Origin of the sequence: Paenibacillus eucommiae, assembly GCF_017874215.1 — a bacterium.
GTDB classification, from domain to species: domain Bacteria; phylum Bacillota; class Bacilli; order Paenibacillales; family NBRC-103111; genus Paenibacillus_AI; species Paenibacillus_AI eucommiae.
The window spans coordinates 353563-376900 of record NZ_JAGGLB010000004.1 but is presented as its reverse complement, the minus strand read 5'-3'; the positions used below and the strand labels follow the sequence as shown (position 1 = coordinate 376900).

22 protein-coding genes are annotated in these 23338 nt (G+C 38.9%); all 22 read left to right on the top strand.

Going from position 1 to position 23338, the window contains the following annotated elements:
- The first annotated feature begins 5 nt into the window (after positions 1 to 5).
- The 22 genes from J2Z66_RS09575 to J2Z66_RS09470 all read left to right on the top strand — a co-directional run bounded on the left by J2Z66_RS09575 (position 6) and on the right by J2Z66_RS09470 (position 23325).
- Positions 6 to 776, top strand: coding sequence for a YveK family protein (locus tag J2Z66_RS09575; protein ID WP_209971162.1), 771 nt, complete (start codon positions 6 to 8; stop codon positions 774 to 776).
- On the top strand, positions 757 to 1407 hold the full coding sequence (locus tag J2Z66_RS09570; protein ID WP_209971161.1) for a CpsD/CapB family tyrosine-protein kinase: 651 nt from the start codon (positions 757 to 759) through the stop codon (positions 1405 to 1407). The genes J2Z66_RS09575 and J2Z66_RS09570 overlap by 20 nt, the downstream gene beginning before the upstream one ends.
- A 13-nt stretch (positions 1408 to 1420) precedes the next feature.
- Positions 1421 to 3361, top strand: a complete 1941-nt coding sequence (locus J2Z66_RS09565) for an asparagine synthase-related protein (protein ID WP_209971160.1) — start codon at positions 1421 to 1423, stop codon at positions 3359 to 3361.
- A 15-nt stretch (positions 3362 to 3376) separates the two neighbouring features.
- Positions 3377 to 3523, top strand: coding sequence for a paeninodin family lasso peptide (locus J2Z66_RS09560; RefSeq protein ID WP_245375399.1), 147 nt, complete (start codon positions 3377 to 3379; stop codon positions 3521 to 3523).
- A gap of 96 nt (positions 3524 to 3619) precedes the next feature.
- Positions 3620 to 4555 carry a phosphoenolpyruvate carboxykinase (ATP) gene (locus J2Z66_RS09555; RefSeq protein WP_209971159.1) on the top strand — a complete coding sequence of 312 codons (936 nt, stop codon included), beginning with the start codon at positions 3620 to 3622 and terminating at the stop codon, positions 4553 to 4555.
- Positions 4552 to 4839 carry a lasso peptide biosynthesis PqqD family chaperone gene (locus tag J2Z66_RS09550; protein ID WP_209971158.1) on the top strand — a complete coding sequence of 96 codons (288 nt, stop codon included), beginning with the start codon at positions 4552 to 4554 and terminating at the stop codon, positions 4837 to 4839. Before J2Z66_RS09555 ends, J2Z66_RS09550 begins: the two co-directional genes overlap by 4 nt.
- The gene (locus tag J2Z66_RS09545) at positions 4832 to 5284 is read left to right on the top strand and encodes a lasso peptide biosynthesis B2 protein (RefSeq protein WP_209971157.1); all 453 of its coding nucleotides are present in this window, start codon (positions 4832 to 4834) and stop codon (positions 5282 to 5284) included. Before J2Z66_RS09550 ends, J2Z66_RS09545 begins: the two co-directional genes overlap by 8 nt.
- Before the next feature lie 14 nt (positions 5285 to 5298).
- The gene (locus J2Z66_RS09540) at positions 5299 to 6498 is read left to right on the top strand and encodes a nucleotidyltransferase domain-containing protein (RefSeq protein ID WP_209971156.1); all 1200 of its coding nucleotides are present in this window, start codon (positions 5299 to 5301) and stop codon (positions 6496 to 6498) included.
- A gap of 3 nt (positions 6499 to 6501) precedes the next feature.
- Positions 6502 to 8268: an ABC transporter ATP-binding protein gene (locus tag J2Z66_RS09535; RefSeq protein ID WP_209971155.1), complete on the top strand. Its 1767-nt coding sequence runs from the start codon at positions 6502 to 6504 to the stop codon at positions 8266 to 8268.
- 100 nt (positions 8269 to 8368) lie between these two features.
- Positions 8369 to 9481, top strand: a complete 1113-nt coding sequence (locus tag J2Z66_RS09530) for a polysaccharide pyruvyl transferase family protein (protein ID WP_209971154.1) — start codon at positions 8369 to 8371, stop codon at positions 9479 to 9481.
- A 16-nt stretch (positions 9482 to 9497) separates the two neighbouring features.
- On the top strand, positions 9498 to 10694 hold the full coding sequence (locus J2Z66_RS09525; RefSeq protein WP_209971153.1) for a glycosyltransferase: 1197 nt from the start codon (positions 9498 to 9500) through the stop codon (positions 10692 to 10694).
- Complete coding sequence (locus J2Z66_RS09520; protein ID WP_209971152.1) at positions 10695 to 12227, top strand: lipopolysaccharide biosynthesis protein; 1533 nt, start codon at positions 10695 to 10697, stop codon at positions 12225 to 12227. It begins immediately after the preceding gene.
- A 27-nt stretch (positions 12228 to 12254) separates the two neighbouring features.
- Positions 12255 to 13310, top strand: coding sequence for an acyltransferase (locus J2Z66_RS09515; protein WP_209971151.1), 1056 nt, complete (start codon positions 12255 to 12257; stop codon positions 13308 to 13310).
- A gap of 498 nt (positions 13311 to 13808) precedes the next feature.
- A complete protein-coding gene (locus tag J2Z66_RS09510; RefSeq protein ID WP_209971150.1) occupies positions 13809 to 15638 on the top strand; it encodes a polysaccharide biosynthesis protein in 1830 nt (609 codons plus the stop codon).
- Between the two features lie 29 nt (positions 15639 to 15667).
- Positions 15668 to 16546 (top strand): UTP--glucose-1-phosphate uridylyltransferase GalU, encoded by an 879-nt coding sequence (galU, locus tag J2Z66_RS09505; RefSeq protein WP_209971149.1) that lies wholly within the window; start codon positions 15668 to 15670, stop codon positions 16544 to 16546.
- 9 nt (positions 16547 to 16555) lie between these two features.
- The gene (locus J2Z66_RS09500; protein WP_209971148.1) at positions 16556 to 17722 is read left to right on the top strand and encodes a glycosyltransferase family 4 protein; all 1167 of its coding nucleotides are present in this window, start codon (positions 16556 to 16558) and stop codon (positions 17720 to 17722) included.
- Entirely contained in the window at positions 17685 to 18749 is a 1065-nt protein-coding gene (locus J2Z66_RS09495) for a glycosyltransferase family 2 protein (RefSeq protein ID WP_209971147.1), read from the top strand. Before J2Z66_RS09500 ends, J2Z66_RS09495 begins: the two co-directional genes overlap by 38 nt.
- A 27-nt stretch (positions 18750 to 18776) precedes the next feature.
- On the top strand, positions 18777 to 19889 hold the full coding sequence (locus J2Z66_RS09490; protein WP_245375419.1) for a glycosyltransferase family 1 protein: 1113 nt from the start codon (positions 18777 to 18779) through the stop codon (positions 19887 to 19889).
- Between the two features lie 18 nt (positions 19890 to 19907).
- On the top strand, positions 19908 to 20807 hold the full coding sequence (locus J2Z66_RS09485; RefSeq protein ID WP_209971145.1) for a glycosyltransferase family 2 protein: 900 nt from the start codon (positions 19908 to 19910) through the stop codon (positions 20805 to 20807).
- A 42-nt stretch (positions 20808 to 20849) separates the two neighbouring features.
- Complete coding sequence (locus tag J2Z66_RS09480) at positions 20850 to 21917, top strand: EpsG family protein (RefSeq protein WP_209971180.1); 1068 nt, start codon at positions 20850 to 20852, stop codon at positions 21915 to 21917.
- Positions 21918 to 21930: 13 nt separating this feature from the next.
- Positions 21931 to 22680: a glycosyltransferase family 32 protein gene (locus J2Z66_RS09475; protein ID WP_209971144.1), complete on the top strand. Its 750-nt coding sequence runs from the start codon at positions 21931 to 21933 to the stop codon at positions 22678 to 22680.
- Between the two features lie 12 nt (positions 22681 to 22692).
- Positions 22693 to 23325, top strand: coding sequence for an acyltransferase (locus J2Z66_RS09470; RefSeq protein WP_209971143.1), 633 nt, complete (start codon positions 22693 to 22695; stop codon positions 23323 to 23325).
- Positions 23326 to 23338: the final 13 nt, after the last annotated feature.

Genomic DNA, 23338 nt, shown 5'->3' with positions numbered 1-23338 from the left:
AAATGATGGAAATTAATCTGAAAGAGTATCTTCTGATTATAAAGAAACGTCTGTGGTTGGTTATTGTATGTGTTCTAGTAGCTACTACTCTCGCGACTTTGTACAATAATACAAGTTACACGCCTATCTATCAAGCATCTAGTAAATTAATCGTCAATAAAACTATAGCGAACGAGGAAAAAAACAAAAAAGGTAATGAAGAGATCGACTATGGGGCTATTGGTACTAACATTGCACTGATTAATACGTTTAAAGAAATAATCAGAAGCCCAGCTATTATGGATGTAGTTGTTCAGAAGTATCCAGATTTACAAATGACTGCGGAACAACTGGTCGCCAGCGTCAATGTTGTTGATGTAACTACTACGCAAGTGATGACGATCGTTACCCGGCAGTTGTCCCATCAAAAGGCAGTGGAAATCGTTAACGCCGTTTCTGAAGTGTTTCGTTCGGAAATTCCCAAGATCATGAAAGTGGATAACGTAACGATTTTAAATGTGGCAAAGATTCAGGAGCATCCTGTACCGCTTAATCCAAAATCAAATCGAAATGTTATTTTGGGTTTTGCCGTTTCGTTAGTGTTTGCTATCGGTATTATATTCCTGTTAGATGCATTGGACGATACATTGAAAACAGACGAGGACATAGAGCAGATTTTTGAAACATCGGCCTTAGCTGTAATACCTAAGATGAAAGAGAAGGATTTAAGGTCAGGCAAAGGAAACAGACTTCGAGGAAAAGCAGGAGAGACCCAATATGCCAAAACTATCCACTAATTCGATGATTATTATGCAGCTTAATCCCAATTCATTGATTTCCGAAGCTTATCGATCCTTGAGATTTAATATCGAATTCTCTGAATTTGATCGCGAGGTCAAGACGATTGCGATAACTTCGGCCAACAGAGGTGAAGGTAAGACGACAACGGCATTAAATTTAGCGGTAGCTTTTGCGCAAATCGGAAGAAAAGTGATTTTGCTGGATGTTGATCTGCGTAAACCGTCCATTCACCTTGCATTCGGCGGGGAGAACATCATAGGTTTATCGAACTTTCTGGCAGGTCAGAGCACACTGAACGAAATCAAGCGGGACTCATATGTGGAGAATTTGTCCATTATTTACTCAGGACCTACACCATCAAATCCGTCCGAGCTGCTGGCATCTAAACAAATGATTTCACTGGTAGCTGAATTGAAGGAAAGCTATGATATGGTCATCATCGACACCCCACCGGCTTTGGCGTTAACCGATGCCAAAATTATGGCGGCCATATGTGACGGAGTATTGCTTGTTGTTGAGCATGGAAAGCTGAAGCGCAGCATAGCCAAGAAGGTGAAGGATGAGCTTATGTTTGCGAAGGCTAATTTGCTGGGAGTTGTATGGAGCAAAATAAAAAACGTCGTTTAGATAGGAGTTTACAATGAGCGCTATAGCCGGTATTTATCATTTCGATCAAGAGCCTGTACATACAGAGCATTGCCATTCCATGATGGTTGAATTAGAGAAATATCCAGCGGACCTTGTTCATACCTGGAAGAGCGATAAAGTTTTTCTCGGCTGCCATGCCCAATATATAACGCAAGAATCTATCTATGAATGTTTGCCATACTACGACTCTGAAAGCCAAATGGTCATTACGGCAGATGCGATCATTGATAACCGGCAAGAATTATTCAATCTCCTGCAGGTGGAGCACAGCCGGAGAGAATTGATGACGGATAGCAAGCTGATTCTACTTGCTTATACTAAATGGGGAGTGGAAGCACCTAAATATTTAGTGGGCGACTTTGCCTTTATGATTTGGGATGAGCGCACACAGCAGCTTTTTGGGGCCAGAGATTTCTCTGGAGGCCGGACGCTTTACTTTTTCCGCAATCATGAACGGTTTGCTTTTTGTACAGTTATTCAGCCACTCTTGTCGCTGCCCTATGTGAAAAGGCGGCTCAATGAGCAATGGCTTGCAGAATACTTGGCTATTTCCTCCATGGTTGACGCTGTGGATACTTCATCAACGGTGTATCTGGGTATTGAGCAGCTGCCTCCTTCCCATAGCATTTTAATACATGGAGATAAAGTGATCCTTAGGAGATATAGTACGATAACTCCAGGAGAGCCGCTAAAGCTAAAGTCGAATGAAGAATATGTGGAGGCTTTTCAGGAAGTTTTCCAACAAGCTGTAACGTCCAGATTGCGCACGAACCGGCAAGTTGGATCTCATCTCAGTGGAGGTTTGGATTCGGGTTCGGTGGTCAGCTTTGCTGCAAAAGCCCTGCGTGCTGAAAATAAAAAGCTGCATACCTATAGTTATGTTCCAGCTAAAGATTTCAAGGATTATACGCCTAAAAATTTGATGACGAATGAGAGTCCCTTCATTCAATCCACTGTAAAGCATGTGGGAGGCATCACAGATCATTACCTCGATCTGGAAGGAAAAGATTCTTACTCTGAAGTGGACGATTTCTTGGATATGATGGAAATGCCTTATAAATTTTTTGAGAATTCGTCCTGGTTAAAGGGGATATTCGAAAAAGCACGTGAGCAAAATGTTGGCGTCATTCTTAGCGGCGCAAGAGGGAACATGACCATTTCTTGGGGCACGGCGATGAATTACTATGCTGTTCTTTTAAAGAAAATGAAATGGGTCCGCCTGGCTTATGAACTGAATCACTACAGTAGAGTTGTTGGAGGAAATAGATTGCGCAGACTGCCACTGATCGCAAGAGTAGCATTTCCCTTTATGGAGCGGTTGTTTTCAATAGGCAGTCCAAATCACTTTCCTGTATTGATTAATCCGGAATTTGCAAGAAGAACGAATGTATATAACAAGCTAAAGGAATATGGCATGGGTCAAGCGGGCTGGTATTCCAGTAGAAATATGTATGAGTTAAGAAGGAAGCATTTTGATGATCTCTTTAACTGGAATACGACCAATACGTTCGCTACAAAATTATCTTTGAGGTATTCATTATGGACTCGGGATCCAACGAATGATATCAGGCTAATCCGCTTTTGTTTATCCGTTCCAGAGGAACAGTATGTTCAGAATGGAGTAGGCCGATCGTTAGTCCGGAGATCTACAGAAAATTTGCTGCCAGACAACGTAAGATTGAATCATCGCATTTTTGGTGTGCAGGGAGCTGATTGGCTTCATCGTATAATTCCACACTGGGGCTCAATAACAGAAGAGCTGCAGCAGCTTTGCACAGACAAGCGAGCTTTGGAATTTTTGGATGGAGAACGAATTCAGAGAGCCCTTACGATGGCTCGTGAAGGAGTCCGTCCGGAGTTTGCAGACAATCCGGATTACAGGGCATTAATTCGCAGCTTAATCGTGTACCGCTTTATTAAAAAAATGGCTTGAAAGGAGGTGGAATATATGGAAAAAATGATGAAGAAAGAATGGAATGTTCCAGCATTGGAAGTGTTGGATGTTAATCAAACCATGCTTAACGTTACAACTCCAACGAAGTTGGATGCGACTTTTCACACGGACACTCCTTTTGAAGATTTAACTTGGAGCTAATTTCTTTTATGATTTAAATGTGTTAAAAGCCCTTATGCAGGAACATTGGTATTAGGGCTTTTAGCATAACCATGTGAACCATTTGGAGTGAAGACTATGATAGAAACGGAAAAGAAAATCATGTATAAAGCTTTTGGTCTACGGATCATAAGCGAAATCGCTTTGCCGGAGCTTCTCCAAATGAGCCCGCATATCGATGCAGCAGAAGTTGAAATTGTCAGGAATGATTTGCCTGCAGTCAGGGCGAAGTTAGAAGGTATTCCCAATCAATATGTGATTATTGACAATCAAGTTATGTTTTATATCCCGAATAATGCCTTCTATTGTATCCACGACGGTAAAAGCATATCGGTTTCACCTGTTCACGGAGCTGATGAAGATTTAATCCGGCTCTATATTCTCGGAACCTGTATGGCAGCATTATTGATGCAGAGGAGTATTTATCCCTTGCATGGCAGTGCAGTGGCCATTAATGGCAAAGCATATGCGATTGTTGGGGAGTCAGGTGCAGGGAAATCGACTCTGGCTTCAGCTTTCATAAGCCAAGGCTACCCATTATTAAGTGATGATCTGATTGCTGTATCCTTATCGCAGGAAGATCAATCCGTCCTTGTTACCCCCTCTTTCCCGCAGCAAAAGCTTTGGCAGGAAAGTATTCAGCAATTTGGCATGACTACGAGTAATTATCGCTCTGTGTATGGCCGGGAGACTAAGTTCAGCATTCCGGTTATCTCTAATTACTTTCCTGATCCATTGCCGCTGGCAGGCGTTATTGAGCTGGTTAAAGAAGAAAATACTAAGGTTGACATCCTTCGAATTGAAAGACTTGATCGATTTCAGACCCTTTTCACACATACCTTTCGGCAATTTCTTGTCCCCAGCCTGGGGTTAATGGAGTGGCACTTCAATACATCTGCAGCTATTGTGAATCAGATCAGTATGTATCAATTACGCAGACCTGAATCAGGCTTTACTGCTCATCAATTAGTGTCTCTACTATTAAATACGTTGCAGATGGAGGAAAACCGATGATTAAAAATAAAATTTCGCTTCATGATTGTTTTGTCCAGGGAAAAGGAAATATTGTGAGTAATATGGGCGGAGAAAAAGTCATGTTAAGCATTGATAATGGCAAGTATTACAACTTGGGTGAAGTTGGGGGGAGAATATGGGATATGATTGCGCTGCCAGTCTCCGCTTCACAGATCGTAACCGCTCTGATGTCTGAATACCATGTAGGGCAAGAGGAGTGCGAGCAGCAGGTGCTTTCTTTTCTGGAGCTTTTAATGAAGGAAGGACTCATTCAAAGTGAATAAAATAAGAAAGTTATTTACATTGGATAAAAAAACGTTGTTCATTTTCATAGAGGCTTTTTTTTATTTAGGATGGGCACGTATACTGATATCCCGGCCATTTGCCAAGGTTGCGCCTTCTTTAGGCGCTTCAATGGAGGAAACGTCGGACATACAGCCTCATATGACCAAGCTCCAATTGATTCAAGTTCACGATGCAATTCATATTGTGAGTGAACATACGTTCTGGGAAAGCAAGTGTTTGGTCAGGGCGATAGCTGCCTTGAAAATGCTGGAAAGACGCAGCATTGAAAGTACGCTTTATTTAGGAACAGCGAAGGATGAATCAAGAAAAATGGTCGCTCACGCCTGGCTTCGCAGTGGACCTTTCTATATCACTGGAGCGGAAGGCAGAGAGCGCTTCGCAGTCGTAGGGAAATTCGCAAAACATATTAGTGAAAAAGGATAATGAAGGTGAACAGAATGAACAGCGATTTCCATTTGGATACGGCGCTTTTTCCTAGAGAATTAAGCTTATTACTTTCATTCATACAGGCGGGAAATGTGGAAAGCATGTATTCGGGCATGAAAGATGAGCTTGGCGAGATCGACTGGGATCATTTTCTGCAGCTAGCCTGGCATCATCGGGTTTTTCCTGTGCTATATGCAAAGCTTCAACAAATGGATCAAACATGGATACCCCCGTATGTTATTCAGGCTCTGCAAAAGAAATATCAAAAAAATACATTTCAAATGCTTCACTTTAGCGCAGAAATGGAACAGCTATGCAAGCTATTCTCCGAGTCCAACATCCGCACACTCGTCCTGAAAGGTCCGGTTCTTGCAGCCGATCTTTATGGAGACATTTCCCTTCGAACCTCTGGAGATTTAGATATCTTGATTCCTATACATGATTTGCATCAAGCAGAGAAGCTGCTTGATGGGCTTGGCTATATCAAAGATGATTATATTCAAACAGTATTGAATGATTGGAAGTGGAGGCATCATCACATTACCTTCTTCCATCATCAAAAAAAGCTTAAAATCGAAATTCACTGGAGACTAAGTCCGGGTCCGGGAAAAGAGCCCTGCTTTAATGAACTATGGGAACGAAAAAGAACATGTACGGTTACCCAAACGCCAGCCTATTATTTGGGTAGAGAAGATTTATTTCTCTTTCTGGTTTCCCATGGTGCTCGACATGGCTGGTCAAGACTTCGCTGGTTAATGGACATTGATCATATATATCAGCAAAATATAAATTATGCAAAGCTAATACCGCTGCTCAAAAAATATCATCAGCTTGATGTCGCAGCACAGGCTCTTATATTAGCCTCACAGCTGCTGAATACTCCACTCTCTGCAGAAATGAGTGTTCTAACAAAGCAGAAACGTCCTAGACGATTGGCTCAAGATGCACTTTTTTATATTTATCAAATGCTGAACCTGCATAACGAGCCACTTCCAGAACATGTGGCAAGGTATCACAAGCGTCATCTATTTAATCTGATGTCTATTCAGCAAAAAATGTTATTCCTGGCAAGCCAGTTATTTCCTTACCCAGGGGATGCGGATACTCTGGCGCTGCCTCCATATTTACACTTTTTATATTTCCCTTTGCGTCCCTTCTTATGGGCCTGGAGAAAGACAAAGAAGCGTGTTGTATCGCAGGGAGGAATGTAATTCATGGAGCATATTCTATATTTCAGCAAAAAAATGCATGCCTACGCGGGGAAAATCCTGTACTTAAATCTATTTGGTATGCTGATTATCAGCTTTCTTGACGGTATGGGAATTCTTTTATTAGTCCCTTTGCTCAGTATAAGCGGAATTTTGGAACTAAATGCGGGCATGAGTTCATTTGCCAGGATGTTTTCATTTCTGCAGGAGCTTCCACAATGGTTGGGATTGCTTTTAATTTTAGGTGGATACATCTTATTGAGTGTTGGCCAGACGGTGCTGCAGCGTAACTTAAGCTTGAGAGATGTAAAGATTCACACGGGTTTTATTAACCATATAAGACTAGAAATCTATCGCGCTATACTGCAGTCGAATTGGGAGTTTTTTATTAAAAAACGAAAAACAGACTTGATTAATGCATTGACTGATGAGCTGGGGCGTGTTACGGGCGGGACGTATACTTTTTTGCAGCTATTGGCTTCTTTAGCTTTTACGTTACTACAGGTTGGCATAGCTTTTTGGTTGTCTGCTGAGATGACACTCTTTGTTTTAGGCTGTGGCTTAGTTATTGCTTTATTTTCCCGGACCTTTATTAGGAAGTCGGAGAAGCTGGGCAATCAAACCTCAGAGCTCGCTCGAAGCTATATCGGAGGTATCACAGATCATTTCAATGGCATCAAGGAAATTAAAAGCAATATGCTGGAGGAATCCCGAATTAGCTGGATGCAAGCCTGGTGCCAAAGAATGGGCATCGAACGATATGAGCAATCCAAAATCAGAATGAATTCACAGCTGTATTATAAAATTTCATTTTCCTTAATTATTGCAGGTTTCATTTATTTATCTGTAACTTTATTCCAAACTCAAGGGCAGCAATTACTAATGATTATCCTTATTTTCTCCAGACTTTGGCCTCGCTTTACAGGTATTCAGTCCAGTTTGGAGCAAATCGCAGCAGCTATACCGGCATTTAAATCATTGGTGAAACTACAAGATGAATGTAAGGAGGCTAAAGAAATGAAAGCTAGCAATCTGGCATATAAGCATGTAAGTCCGATCCTTATGGAGGAAAATCTGGAATGCAAGGATATGTATTACCGTTATAACCGGGAAGAACCGGCTTATGCACTTGAAGATATTAATTTACAAATCCGTTCCAAACAAATGACAGCCATTATTGGCCAGTCCGGAGCCGGTAAGAGCACCTTAATTGATATTCTTATGGGACTTTTGGAGCCGGAGAATGGGCAAGTGCTTATCGATGGAGTCCCCCTAACAAGTGATAATCTACTATCTTTGAGGAAATCTATCAGTTATGTACCTCAGGACCCCGTATTGTTCAATGAAAGCATTAGGGAAAATTTAATGATGATTGAACCTGACGCAACCGAAGAGCAGCTCTGGGAGGCACTCCATTTCGCAGCGGCAGCAGAATTTGTAAGCAGGCTTCCTCAAGGACTTGATACACTCATTGGTGACAGAGGAGTCAGGCTCTCAGGTGGAGAACGTCAGCGGTTAGTACTAGCCAGGGCCATTTTGCGAAAACCGTCGATACTGGTATTAGATGAAGCTACAAGTGCTCTGGATACAGAGAACGAAACAGAAATACAAAAGGCCTTGGACCGATTGAAAGGGAAAATAACGATGATCGTGATTGCTCACCGGCTGTCAACTATAAAGAATGCGGATCAAGTCATTGTTCTAGAGCGAGGAAAAATGATTCGAAAGGGTGGGGCTGAGCAGATTCCGGGTGCAACGGTGTTAGCTACGTAGTTTTGTGTGAGGGTGTTCTCTATAAAGAAAGATGGCATGATATTGTAGATAATTTGTATGAATGGATCAGTTGAACTAAAAAGTTTAGGAAGTGAGCTTTATGAAAATATGTACTATAACCTGTCATAATGTTTATAATCACGGTGCGTCATTACAAGCATACGGATTATTAAGGTATTTAAAATGTTGCGGTCATGATGTTGAAATTATTGATTATAAACCGAAATATTTAAGTAATCATTACAAGTTGTTCAGTATTGATAATCCTAAGTGGAAAAAAAATATTTTATCCAAAGCGATCTATTTAACTTTAAAGCTGCCTAAACGAATACTCAGCTTAAAAAGAAAAAAAGCTTTCGACGAGTTTTCTTCAAAGCATTTAATTATTACTAAAACTCGCTTTACATCTAATAATGAATTGAAAAAAAATACGCCAAATGCGGATGCCTATTTATGCGGTAGCGATCAGATTTGGAATTGTCTGCATGAGAATGGAAAAGATCCAGCTTTTTACTTGGACTTTACACCCAGTAACAAAATAAAAGCAGCATATGCAGCAAGCTTTGCAACTGACACCATTTCTGAAGAATATATTCCCGTGATCAAAGAACGGGTAGAGAGATTGGATGGTGTAGGAGTAAGAGAAAAAAGTGGGGTTAAAATACTAGAAAGAATGAATGTAACCAATACTTTTAATGTGGTAGATCCGGTATTTCTTTTAGAGCAAGAAGAATGGAGTAATTTGGGTAAAATAGATTTTAGAGAAAAATACATATTAATTTATGATTTTGACAATAGCATTCTTATTAAAAAATTAGCTCTAGAGATTGCTAAGGAAAGGAATTGCAAAATCTATAACATTAATCCGAGTAAGCTAAAATATGCAGATAGGTATTTTAATTATGCTGGACCTGAGATCTTTATAGCTCTTGTTAAAAATGCTCAATTTGTTATATCTAATTCTTTTCATGCGGCTGTTTTCTCCATTGTTTACGAAAAAGATTTTGTTATCGTGAATAGAACGGAAGCTATAAACACAAGGATGAGAGATCTATTGGATGATTTAAAGCTAAATGAAAGATTAGCAGATGAGAACTATTCATTAGAAAAACTTATGAAAAAAGTTGATTATAGTGAGAGTAAGAAGATTTTGAATGAAAAAATTCAATTTTCCAAAAAGTACTTGAAAGAGGTATTATCCATCAGTAAATAAGGTGAGTGACTTATTAATGAAGAGAAGAATACTTATTGTCATAGATTCTTTACATAGCGGAGGGGCGGAGAAGAGTTTAGTTTCGTTACTGTCATTGTTCGATTTTGAAAAATATGATGTTGATCTGCTGATGTTTTCTGCAAAAGGTTTATATCTGCCACTAGTACCTCATGAAGTAAATAAGTTAAGCATCCAAAATTATTCTATCGTACGCATCTCAGAGTTGATCAAGAAAAGAAAATTCAAGGACATGTGTATCAGATTAAGCTTATCTATTGCGCTCAGGAATCCATATAAAAGGAATAGAATGCATACTGCTCAAATAAGTTGGAATTGGATTTCAAAAGGCATACATAAAGTAAACGATAAGTATGATATTGCCATAGCTTATAGTCAAGGCACACCAACATATTATGTAGCCGAGAAGGTAGACGCAGATAAGAAAATTTGTTGGGTGAATACAGATTATAAGTTGGCAGGTTATAATAAATCGTTTGATCGAAAATACTATGAACAGTTTAATAAGGTTATAGCTGTATCTGATTATAATAAAGAGGTCTTTGTTAGCGAGATGCCAGCAGCCCAAATGAAAATGGGTGTTATCTATGATATAGTTTCGCCAAGCCTTATAAAATCAATGGCATTACAGGAAGGCGGGTTTGATGATCGTTTTGATGGTCTAAGAATATTAACAATCGGACGATTAGTCGAAGCAAAGGGATACGATATGGCTATAGAGGCTTGTTATAAGCTTAAACAGCAGGGATATAAGTTTAAGTGGTATGTAATTGGAGAAGGTAGCTTAAAAGGCAAGATGGAACGTACTATTAAAGAGCTTAAGTTAGAAGATACTTTCATCCTACTAGGTACATTTCAAAATCCGTATGTGTTTTTAAAGCAGAGTGATATTTATGTTCAGCCATCAAGGTTTGAAGGTTATGGATTAGCGATTGCTGAGGCTAGAATATTACAAAAGCCTATAGTAGCAACAAACTTTACAGTTATTCACAATCAAATCAGGCATGGAGAAAATGGTTTGATTGTGAACATGAATTCAGAAGATATAGGTGACGGAATTAAGAGGTTGATAGATGACAAAGACTTAAAAGAAAGCATTTGTTTCAAATTAAGCCAAGAAATTATAGGAACTGAAAAAGAAATACATAAGGTTTATTCTATAATCGAGTCAAATGAACTAGAGACGGTGAACTAAATGAGAGTTAAAAAGGCAAGTATCAATGTTTTTGTTAATATGTTGACGTTTATTATAGGAATGCTTCCATCTTTTATCATTACCAAGGTGTTTATTGATACTTTGGGAATTGAGCTTCTTGGATTAACGTCTTTATATACTAATATTATAGGCTTGCTATCGATAGTTGAGTTAGGTATCGGAAGTGCAATTATTTATTCTTTATATAAACCGTTTGCTGAAAATGATCAAGTAAAAATAAAGGGGTATTTAAATTACTATTCCAGGTTTTACAAAATAATCGGCTGTGTCATTTTCATTTCAGGGTTATTCCTGCTCCCCTTCTTGAATGTATTCATAAAAAATGATGTTAGCCTACTCGAAGCACAGATTTATTTTATTTTGTTTTTGCTTAATACTCTTCTTAGTTATTTATTCTCCTATAAATTATGTATTTTAACTGTAGCTCAGGAAGGATATAAAGTAGCAATAGCAACCATGCTTTCCAAGCTGGTAATAGCAGCATTGCAAATCGCAATGTTTAAACTGTATCCAAGCATCTATGGATATATATGCATTCAAATCGTTGTTAATGGGGTCTACTACTTGCTTATCAACATTTATATCAATAATAAATATAAATGGATTAATAAAACGAAAGGACTCATCGAAGAGAAGGAGAGGAAATCATTAACTAAAAATGTAAAAGCAATCTTCCTCCATAAAATTGGAGGTATGATGGTTTTTGGTATTGATAATCTTGTAATTTCTTCTTTTATCAATTTAACGGTTGTGGGGATTTTTAACAGCTATAATCTGGTAATAGGAGCTGCACAGGGAGTCATATCCAGTGCGCTTTCGGGGGTCACTGCGAGTGTAGGAAATTTATTGGCAGAGGGAAACAATGACGCGTACAAAGTGCATAAGAGGTTATTCTTTCTAAGTTTCTGGGTTGTTTCATTTGTAACTATTTCACTATTTAATACCTTAGAGCAATTTGTATTTCTATGGTTAGGAAAAGGTCAGATAATGGATCATTTTACTATTCAGGTATTATTAATTAACTTTTATTTTATGCTTATGCGGGCATCAGTAGAAAGGTTTAAAGAAGGAGGCGGCATTTATCATCAAGATAGATTTGCTCCTTTATTTGAAGCAACTATTAAATTGGTTGCATCTGTTCTTCTAGTCAAAGCTATCGGTTTACCTGGTGTGTTTTTAGGCACATTAATCAGTAATGTAGGTATAATCTTTTGGGTTAAACCTAGAATGGTTTATAAATATATATTTAACATGAGGCTCATCGATTATTTCAAGATGTACTTTAAGTTCTTGCTTGTAGCTGTGATACCCTTAGTGATTACAAGCATTTTGACCATGTCCCTAAAAGAAAACATCAGTATAGTTGCTCTCAGCGCTAACTGTTTAATTAATATAGTAGTAATCAATTTCATTTATTTAATTGTATTGAGGAATAATGAAGAATTTTTATATTTCAAAAAATTATTATTAAGTTTTGTAGCAAAACCGAAGCCGCTGGTTATGGAAAAGTAATGACTTAAATACGAATGGGGGATAAGAGTGATTACAACAACCAAGCAAAATAGATTTGCTGAATTAGACTTTGTAAGAGCAATTGCTTTGATTGGCGTAGTAGCGATTCATGTAACAGGCATCACATTAACTAAAGTAGATTCAAATAGTATTACACTTGATTTTAGTTTAATAATAAATCAGTTGAGTCGCTTTTGTGTGCCTGCGTTTTTATTTGTATCTGGAATACTTGCTTATCATAGTAATAAAAGCAACAATTATTTGGGTTTAATAAAACGCAAAGTTAATGATCTTGTGATACCTTATATTATATGGACTATTCTGGGAATGCTGCTTTTCCTGGATTATTCGATTAACTATAAAGGAATTTTCATGACACTTGTAACCGGAAATGGACCGTTCTATCAATTATATTATATTCCTCTCCTGTTTCAGATGTTTGTCGTGCTCCCTATATTGATGAAGTTAAATGTAAGTATTAAATCCATATTCCTGTTATCCGGTCTAACTTTACTATTATTTATTAGTTATCAAGTAATTATGTCGAAAGGTATTTTGCAGTTTTCACCAGAAATAATATTAAAATCAAGTTTATTCGCATGGGTGATTTACTTTGTTTCAGGAATTGCTGCTGCTCAAAATTATACTAAGTTACTCGAATTTATTAAATCTAAACCTACTTATAGTTTCGTAATGGTATACATAATTTCTTCAATTTTTTTGATAGTCGAAGCCTTTATCAACCATAGTGCTAACAAAACAGTTGAACTACTGGAGTATTTTAGAGTTACTGTTTTCTTCTATTCGTTCAGTTCAATTGGTTTATTAATGAAAATAGGTTTAAATTATCACACGAAATTTTTATCTAAAATCTATATAAATTCATTTGGAATTTATCTTGTTCATGTAGCTATAATTAAAGTATTATTATTAATTTCTTTATTGTTTTTTTCTAAAATTTTATTCATCATTATTAACATCTTATTGACCATATTAATTTCGTATTGGGTAGTTGAATTGCTTAAAAGAACCCCTGCTTCCTTTTTGCTATTTGGTCAAAGGCATATGGTGAAATCGAAGTAACACTTTGACCAGCGGGTTCTGGTGATTAAAAATAAAGGCACGTTAAGACGCGCGAGTCTTAAGCTATGACAGTGGAAATCAGTAATGATAATATAATTCATGGTGAAATCACTCCGTTATTAGAGTACTCAAAATGTAAAAATTTCTGTTGACTTGTTCTGTATAAAGAACTATTATATAAATAATAAGACATGTAAATCGTTTTTAGTAGGGTTTTTTTTGCTCTATCGTTCTCTGTAAAGAATTGTTTCGTTATATATATTTTTCTTGAACCGTTCTTAATTGAGAACGGTTCGGATGGATTTTCGGTGATGTCTCCTTACCGTTATCAATGGAAGCACTCGATCATGCTGTGGGTTGGAATAGACCTTAGACGCGAGTCGTCGAAAGTATGATGTGAGGGAGGGTTAGATGCCCTGGTACTATTAGAGTTTTTAACTATACAGTTTTTTGTCAAAGACTCTATACTTAGAAACTTTAGTGAAAGGGTGAATGTTGTTGACGTACCGTGAAAGATTGTCTTTATTTATTATCGTAGATTCATGCATTGTACTGACTTCTATTTTTTTTAGCCAATTTTTAGTTAGTGCTAGTTTCCATGTTATCACGTTACCCGTAATCGTTAGCTGCGTAGCTTTGCTGCTTAGTCATCACTTATTTTCAACAATTTATAAGCTTTACAAGAAAGCTTGGGAATATGCGAGTATTGGAGAGCTATTGTACATTTTCAAAGCTATCACGTTTTCTATTGTAACTGCTGCGGTTATTCAACTGATTATTGTACAGAATGTTTACATCCGGCTGCTTGTCGTTACTTGGATGCTGCATATCCTTCTAATTGGAGGTTCCCGTTTCTGCAGGCGGCTGCTTAGGGACACCTCGATAAAAATGGGCAGCAATAAAAAACGGACTTTGATCGTCGGTGCAGGTTCGGCCGGTACAATGGTGGCCAGGCAATTAATTAAAAATAATCAGACAGAATTATTGCCGGTTGCTTTTATCGATGATAACACAAAAATTCGTAATTTGGATATTTTAGGCCTGCCCGTCATTAGTGGGGTTAATGGGATCGCAAGGGCAGTTAAAAAATTAAATATCGAAAACATCATTATCGCTATCCCTTCCTTAAGTAAAAAGGATTTAAACATTATTTTCGAGGAATGCGCGGAAACGAAAGCAAAGACGCAAATATTACCGATGCTGGAAGATCTGGTAACTGGAAAGCTTTCCGTGAATCAATTCCGCGATGTGCAGGTTGAAGATTTACTGGACCGGAAGCCTGTTGAACTGGATATAGACACTATTTCGGAGTACATAACGAATAAAGTCGTATTGGTAACTGGCGCGGGCGGCTCCATCGGTTCGGAAATATGCCGTCAGGTTGCGAAGTTTAATCCTCAAAAATTAATTTTGCTAGGACACGGTGAAAACAGCATTTATTCCATTGAAATGGAATTAAAAGATATAGGCGAAGATACACAAATCGAATTTGTAACGGAAATCGCAGACATCCAGGATGCCAAAAAAATGATACTGATCATGAATAAGCATCGGCCTAATGTTGTCTACCACGCAGCTGCTCATAAGCATGTGCCGTTAATGGAGGTCAATCCGGAAGAAGCGTTGAAAAACAATGTTATTGGAACGATGAACGTTGCAAAAGCGGCAAGCAAGTGCGGGATTGGTACTTTCGTCATGATCTCTACGGATAAAGCAGTAAATCCGACAAGCGTTATGGGGGCTACCAAAAAGCTGGCTGAAATGGTTGTCCAACATATGGATAAAATCAGTGATACGAAATTTGTTGCCGTTCGTTTTGGCAATGTGCTTGGGAGCAGGGGTAGTGTCATTCCCCGATTTAAGCAGCAAATTGAAAAAGGTGGACCGGTTTCAGTCACGCATCCAGATATGGTCCGCTATTTTATGACCATTCCTGAAGCATCCAGATTGGTGATCCAAGCGGGAGCTTTAGCCAAAGGCGGGGAGATTTACATTTTGGACATGGGTGATCCTGTAAAGATTGTGGATCTGGCCAAAAATTTAATCAGGCTGTCCGGAAATTCAGTAGAGGATATCGGTATTGAATTTACCGGAATCAGACCAGGAGAAAAGCTGTTTGAAGAGCTGCTGAACGAAAATGAGGTTCATGAGCAGCAGGTATATCCGAAAATTTATATTGGTAAAAGTGCGGATTTATATATGGATGAAATTGATGAAATCATTTCCATCTACACTACCCTTGATAAAGTAAGCCTTAGGGAGCAGCTATTGAATTTGGCAAATAATAATGTGATTCCGATCTCACGTAAATTAATTTCTATTGTCTGATTATTTTTGATAAAGGAGTGCTTATAACTATGAAAGTAAAAAAAGCGATCATTCCAGCGGCAGGGCTTGGCACCCGATTTCTACCTGCAACAAAAGCGATGCCCAAAGAGATGCTGCCCATTGTAGATAAGCCAACCATTCAATACATAGTGGAAGAAGCTGTAGCCTCGGGTATTGAAGATATTATCATCGTTACGGGCAAAGGAAAACGGGCGATTGAGGATCATTTCGACAACTCCTTTGAGTTGGAGCAAAATCTACTGGAAAAACGAAAGTTTGAGCTGTTAAATGAAGTGCAAAAGTCCTCCAACATGGTAGATATTCATTATATTCGTCAAAAGGAACCAAAAGGGTTGGGACACGCGATTTGGTGTGCCCGCAAGTTTATTGGGAATGAGCCTTTTGCAGTATTGCTGGGCGATGATATTGTTCAGGCTGAGAAACCATGTCTGCATCAAATGATGGAAAAGTTCGAATATTACAATGCTTCAATCATTGGTGTACAGCATGTGACTGACGATGAGGTATCCCGATATGGGATCGTTGACGGACGCGAAATGGAAGAGCGTTTGTACAGCATTAATCATTTGGTGGAGAAACCGAAGCAAGAGGAAGCGCCGTCGAACCTTGGCATTGTGGGGCGCTACATTCTTACTCCAAGGATCTTTGAGATTCTAAATAATCAAGTACCAGGGGCTGGTGGGGAAATCCAGCTTACCGATGCAATCGCTGAATTGAACCGGTATGAATCGGTGTATGCCTATGAATTTAATGGAGTCAGGCATGATGTTGGTGAGAAGATGGGTTTTATTCAGACGACTATTGAGTATGCCCTACAGCGTGAGGATTTAAGATATGGCTTATTAAATTATCTTTCCAAAATTTTAGAGAAAGAGTTAATTAAATAGGTGATCCGGATGCCCAAAAAGGTGCTGTTTTGTGCCACTATTGATTATCACTTTAAAGCTTTTCATTTACCGTACATGAGCTGGTTTAAGGAGCAAGGTTGGGAGGTTCATGTTGCAGCTAACGGCAGCATGGATCTTCCGTATGTAGACCGGAAATTTGATATTCCAATCCAAAGATCCCCATTTAGCCTGAAAAATATGAAGGCCTACACGGATCTGAAGTCCATTATTGATGAAAACGAATATAACATCATCCATTGTCATACTCCTGTGGGTGGTGTGCTTGCACGCTTAGCAGCAAGGGAAGCACGGAGAAATGGAACTATGGTGTTTTACACAGCACATGGGTTCCATTTTTGCATAGGGGCACCTTTTACCAATTGGCTGGTTTATTATCCAATAGAAAAAATCTTTTCGCGTTACACGGATTGTCTCATTACCATTAATGAGGAAGATTATGCTTTGGCAGTTAAACGCCAATTTAAAGCAAAGCGGATTGAACGTGTTCATGGTGTGGGAATTAATACGGAACGCTTCCAATCCATCGATCAGATACAGAGGTATGCTGCTAGAGTGGAGTTAGGCTATAAGCCTGATGACTTCTTACTGTTTTATGCTGCCGAGTTCAATAAGAACAAGAACCAACAGTTTCTCATTCAGGTAATGGCCTTAATTAAAAATGAAGTTCCACAGGCAAGACTGCTGCTAGCAGGTAGTGGATCTCTGCTCGACAGCTGTAGGGAGTTAGCCGAAAAGCTGAATGTAGAGGATAGGGTTGATTTCCTGGGATACCGGAAAGATATTGCTTCGCTGCTGCCCTTATGTGATGTTGCTGTTGCATCCAGCATGCGGGAGGGACTGCCGGTTAACATTATGGAAGCGATGGCTTGCGGCCTGCCTATTGTGGCAAGCGCCAACAGAGGACATTCGGAGCTTGTTGAAGATACCGTGAATGGTTATGTCATAACGGATCAGAATTACGGCAAGTTTGCAGAACGCTTGATTCAGCTTAGCAGGTCGGATGAGCTGCGTAAAAAAATTGGGCTGGAAAATATAAACCGGGTTCGTACTTACTCTCTTCCTCAGGTGAGAATGGAGCTTACCGGTATTTACATGGATTACTTTATGGAGGATAGGGATGAAACCGAAGGTAAGTATAGTAGTGCCTATATTTAATGTCGAAAGTTATTTGGGCAGATGCCTGGATAGTTTGCTGCAGCAGACGATGAAAGACATCGAAATTATAGCCGTTAATGATGGTTCAACGGATACATGCGGTGAAATTCTGCAGCAATATGCGGCCAAAGACAACCGAATAGTCGTTATTGAAAAGAAGAACGGCGGCGTCTCCTCAGCACGTAACGAAGGCATCCGCGCAGCGAACGGGGCGTATATCGGTTTTGTCGATCCGGATGATTGGGTCGACAAGGACATGTACAAAGAGATGCATGATACTGCCATTCATGAAGAAGCTGATATTGTAATGTGTACCTACTATCGTGAGTTTGGCACGCATTCCAAGGAGAAGAAGTTTAATCTGCCTGAGAAGCTTTGCTACCGTGATGAAGAGGTGCAGGCCGAGCTGCTCCGGCGCCTTATTGGCCCTTTAAAGGATGAGATTGGCAAGCCTGAATATTTGGATGCGTGGGGAACTGTATGGTCCAAATTATATAGGGCTGACATGATTAAAGAAAATGAGCTTGCTTTTATTGATCTTGAAATTGTCGGCACCAATGAAGACTCCCTTTTTAATATTCATACCAGTTACCATGCAAAAACGTTTGTTTTTCTTAACAAGCCCTACTATCATTACTGGCGGGTAAATACAGGTTCCGTAACGTCGGGGTATAAGCCGGACTTGAAGGATAAATGGTACCAACTCTACAGTATTATTGAAGGCTTTATTACAGATAAGAAGCTTTCGTCTGATTTCTACCTGGCATTAAATAACCGTAAGTGTTTGAATACACTAGGACTTGGATTGAATACTATCAGCATAAATAACAAGCTGCCTGTGTTCACAAAGATTAGAAAGCTCAGTACAATACTGAACGATAATCATCTGAAAAGTTCGTTTCGGCAATTGGATATGGCCTATTTTCCAGTAGTTTGGAAAGTCTTTTATTTATGTGCCAAATTCCGCTTTGTCTTGGGATTTTATTTAATGCTGCTGGCAATTGATCGGCTTAGAAAGGCTGCCTAAATAGGAGTGAATGTGACTTTGGAAACTATGCGTGTGCTGCAAGTAGTAACAATTATGAATCGCGGCGGACTTGAGACGATGTTAATGAATTATTATCGGCAAATGGATCGTAGCGACATACAGTTTGATTTTATGGTACACAGGGAAGAAAAAGGGCATTATGACGACGAGATTTTGCGGCTAGGGGGAAAGATTTATACCATGCCCCAAATTCGTCCTGGCAACTACCGGTTATATTTCAATCGGTTGGATGAATTTTTTGCCCAGCACCCTGAGTATCAGGTGGTTCATTCCCATAATAACGAAAATAGCAGCTTCGTCCTAAGAGCAGCCAAGCAAGCGGGCGTTCCCTGCAGGATTGCCCACAGTCACTTAAGTGATTTGGGTATCGATCTTAAGCTGCCTTTTCGGATCTACGCCAGGTATGCCATGAAGGATAACCCTAACCGATATTTTGCATGCTCCAAGCATGCAGGTCAGTGGTTATTTGGGAAGAAAGCCGCTGCTTCCAAGGACATAACAGTACTTAATAACGCTGTTCATGTGGATAGCTTTAAATATGATCCTGATGTTCGGGAGCAGGTCAGGGAAGAACTGCAGGCTGGAAATAAGCTGGTTTTGGGGCATGTGGGAAGATTTAACAAGCAGAAAAACCACCATTTCCTTATCGATGTCTTTCAGGCTGTTCATGAAAAATGCCCCGAATCCATGCTTGTTCTGGTCGGGGAAGGTTATCTGCAAGAAGCAATTAAGAAAAAGGTAGATAAGCTTGGCTTAACTCCTCATGTACGATTTTTGGGTGTAAGGGAAGATATACCGAATTTGTTGCAGGGTATGGACTTATTTCTGTTTCCATCCCTTTTTGAAGGGTTGCCTGTCGTATTGATCGAGGCTCAGGCTGCAGGCTTGAAATGTGTGGTTTCGGATACTATTACGACAGAAACTGACGTGACGGGCCGTATCCAATTTATCAATTTAAATGAATCGCCTGACAATTGGGCGCATCAAATTTTATCATCCTCTTACGAGCACGTGGATACTTCACAATTATTGCGTAACAAGGGATATGATACCCGCTCCATGACCAAATGGTTAACTGATTATTACCGGGGTCATGGTATGCATTCAAGACGAGCTTAGATTGGTGGAGGTTTTGTTATGGCTGTTACTTTAACTGTTTTTACGCCAACATTCAACCGTGCTTATACGCTTCATTTGTGCTACGAAAGTTTAAAAAGGCAAACTTCTAAAGATTTCGTCTGGCTGATCATCGACGATGGATCCAGCGATCAAACCGTAGAGCTGGTACAAGGCTGGATGGCCGAGGGAGTCGTTCCAATTCGTTATCATTACCAGGAAAATCAAGGCATGCATGGTGCCCATAATACAGCATACGAATTAATCGAAACGGAGCTTAATGTTTGCATTGATTCAGACGATTATATGGCGGACAACGCGGTCGAGACGATCGTCACTTTCTGGAAGGAAAACGGCAGTGACCAGTATGCGGGGATTGTCGGTTTAGATGCAACTCCCGGTGGGGACATTATCGGAACCAGGCTGCCAGAGCATATTAAAGCCTCTACAATTACAGATTTATATGCGAAACACAAGATCAAAGGTGATAAAAAACTGGTTTATCGCTCTGAATTAACACGAGAGTGTCCGCCGTATCCGATTTTTGCAGGAGAAAAGTATTGTCCGCTAAGTTATAAATACGTGCTTATCGACCAGCGTTATCCGCTGCTTATTATGAATGAGGTGCTTTGTCATGTCGAGTATTTGGAGGATGGATCATCACTTAACATCATTAAGCAATACAAGAAAAATCCGCGGGGCTTTTTGTTTTTCAGGAAGGTTGCCATGAGATATGCTCCTACCTACAAGGATAGGCTGCGTGAATCTGCTCATTATGTATCGGCTAACTTGATGATTGGTAATTACAAGTTTTTATTTGAATCACCTTGTAAATGGACGACTTTGTTAGCTACACCTATTGGGATTTTACTTTATTTGTATATTCGAAATACGAATAAGGCCACTGTTGTAAAAACATAAGTTTATAGAATTAAGCTGTATGGGATGAAGGGACTTGGTAGCTTGGCCATTTTCTATATTAATTTAACGATAGTATATGTTTGCTCACTGGGGTCAAGGTGGTTTGTAAAAAGATCATCATCCCCGCTGGCTCCTCCACAAACAAATTTTTTACTAGTTTTTATAGGATTGCTTTCTATGGTCCTTGTTTCCGGGCTTCGTAAAAATGTTGGCGATACTACCTTTTATATGCATTCATACGCTACTACGGAATATACCTGGGCAAATATAGCTGGTAAGAAGGATCTTGGCTTTAATATTTTTCAAATGTTCTTGCAACAGCTATCGGATGATCCTCAAGTACTTATTTTTGTAGTTTCACTAATTACGAATGTCCTTGTTTTCATCAATTTATATAAATATTCCAAATTATTTGAAATCAGCATCTATGTGTATATTACTAGCGGCATGTTTTTAACCTCGATGAATGGGGTAAGGCAATTTTTGGCAGCGGCTATTATTTTTGCGGCAACTAAATACATCTTTAACGGCGACTGGAAAAGATACATGTTAGTTGTTATTCTAGCTGCGCAAGTACACCAAAGTGCGTTAATTCTAATCCCGATTTATTTTATCGTTAGAAGGAAGGCATGGTCGTGGAGCACAACTGCACTGCTTAGTCTTGCCATATTAATTGTAATTGGATTTAATCAATTTTCCTCTGTGTTATTCTCTGTTTTGGATAGCAGTCAATATGGCGAATATAAAAATTTCTCAGAAGGGGGGGCCAATATACTTCGGGTTGTGGTAAACGGAATTCCCATACTATTGGCCTATTTGGGAAGACATAAGCTTAGAAGCCTCTTTCCCAAGAGCGATTATATTGTCAATATGTGTCTTCTAGGGTTTGTCTTTATGATTATATCTACTCAAAACTGGATTTTTGCTAGATTCATCTTTTATTTTGGATTATATATCCCTTTGTTAATGTCGTGGATCGTACATTTATTTGTCAAAAGAGAACGGAAACTCATTTATTACTCGATACTATTCTTCTACTTTATTTACTACTTCTACGAGAATGTTATAAGTTTAATGATGAATTATCAAAGTGACTATATAAAATTTTGAAAGGGGAATTACATTGGCCAAGAAGGAACAGATTCCTCGAATCATTCATTATTGCTGGTTTGGTGGGAAAGAAAAGCCTGATATAGTAAAAAAATGTATCAGTAGCTGGAAAGAAAACCTGCCCAACTACGAAATCGTCGAGTGGAATGAAAATAGTTTTGATATAACCTGCAATACCTATGTAAGGGAGGCTTATGAATCGCGAAAGTTTGCATTTGTCAGTGATTATGTGCGGGTGCATGCTTTGTACCACTTTGGCGGCATTTATTTGGATACGGATGTTGAAGTGTTCAAGCCATTCGATGATCTGCTGCATCACGATTCATTCTGGGGGTTTGAGCAGGAGGACTTTATTGCTACAAGTACGATAGGAGCAGCTAAAGGAAACAAGCTAATACAAACATTTTTGGATTCTTACGAAGAAAAAAGGTTTATAAAAGCAGACGGAACCTATGATGACTTAACCAATGTAGCTATCATAACCAAGATTCTGGAAGGGTTAGGACTTCAATCAAATGGAGAATATCAAGAGATTAAGGGAACAGGAGCCTTTTATCCTCAAACCTATTTTTCTCCTTATGATTATATAAACTGTAGAAAATTTATAACTGAAGATACTTATGCCATGCACTATTTTTATAAAAGCTGGCTACCGCCGAAGGCAAGATTGAAGGGCCAAATCAAATTAGCTCTGTCCAAGCTTATTGGGGGTGACAATATAGCCAGGTTAAGGAAAATGTATAAAAGAAATTCCGTTTCTTAAGGAGAAATAACAATGATAGCTATGTTGAAAAAAATAGTTGCTGCACTTAGGGCAGAATGCAGAACTAGAGGCGTTTATTTAACTGTAATCATGAATATTTCGCACTTAGTTGGAATCATAAGGGGATTTTTTTACAAGTTCATCTATGCAAAGAATATTAAATCGTCGATCTATTCACTTCAAGTAAACAGTAGAATAGAGATTTTTAATAGAAACTCTAGAATGATTATAGGAAAATTCGTATTTATAAGAAAAAACGCCAGCATCCGAATTGATTTTAAAGGCGAGCTAAACATTGGAGATAAAGTATTTATTAATGACAACTGCAATATTAATTGCGTAAACAAGATCTCCATTGGGAGAAATACTAAAATAGCCCCTAATGTATGCATCAATGATCATGACCATAACTATAAGGATAAGTCAGACGACCATTTAATCATCGGTCAAGTCATCATAGGCGAGAATGTATGGATCGGTTCCAATGTAGTAATTTTAAGGGATACGATCATAGGGGATAACGCTGTGATTGCAGCCGGTAGTGTCGTAAAGGGAAATGTTCCCGCTGATACCTTATTTCTAAATAAAAGAGAAAATAAAAGTATCGATTTCGCTACTCCGACCAAAAAATTGGAAGTCATTTAACTGTGAGGGTCCT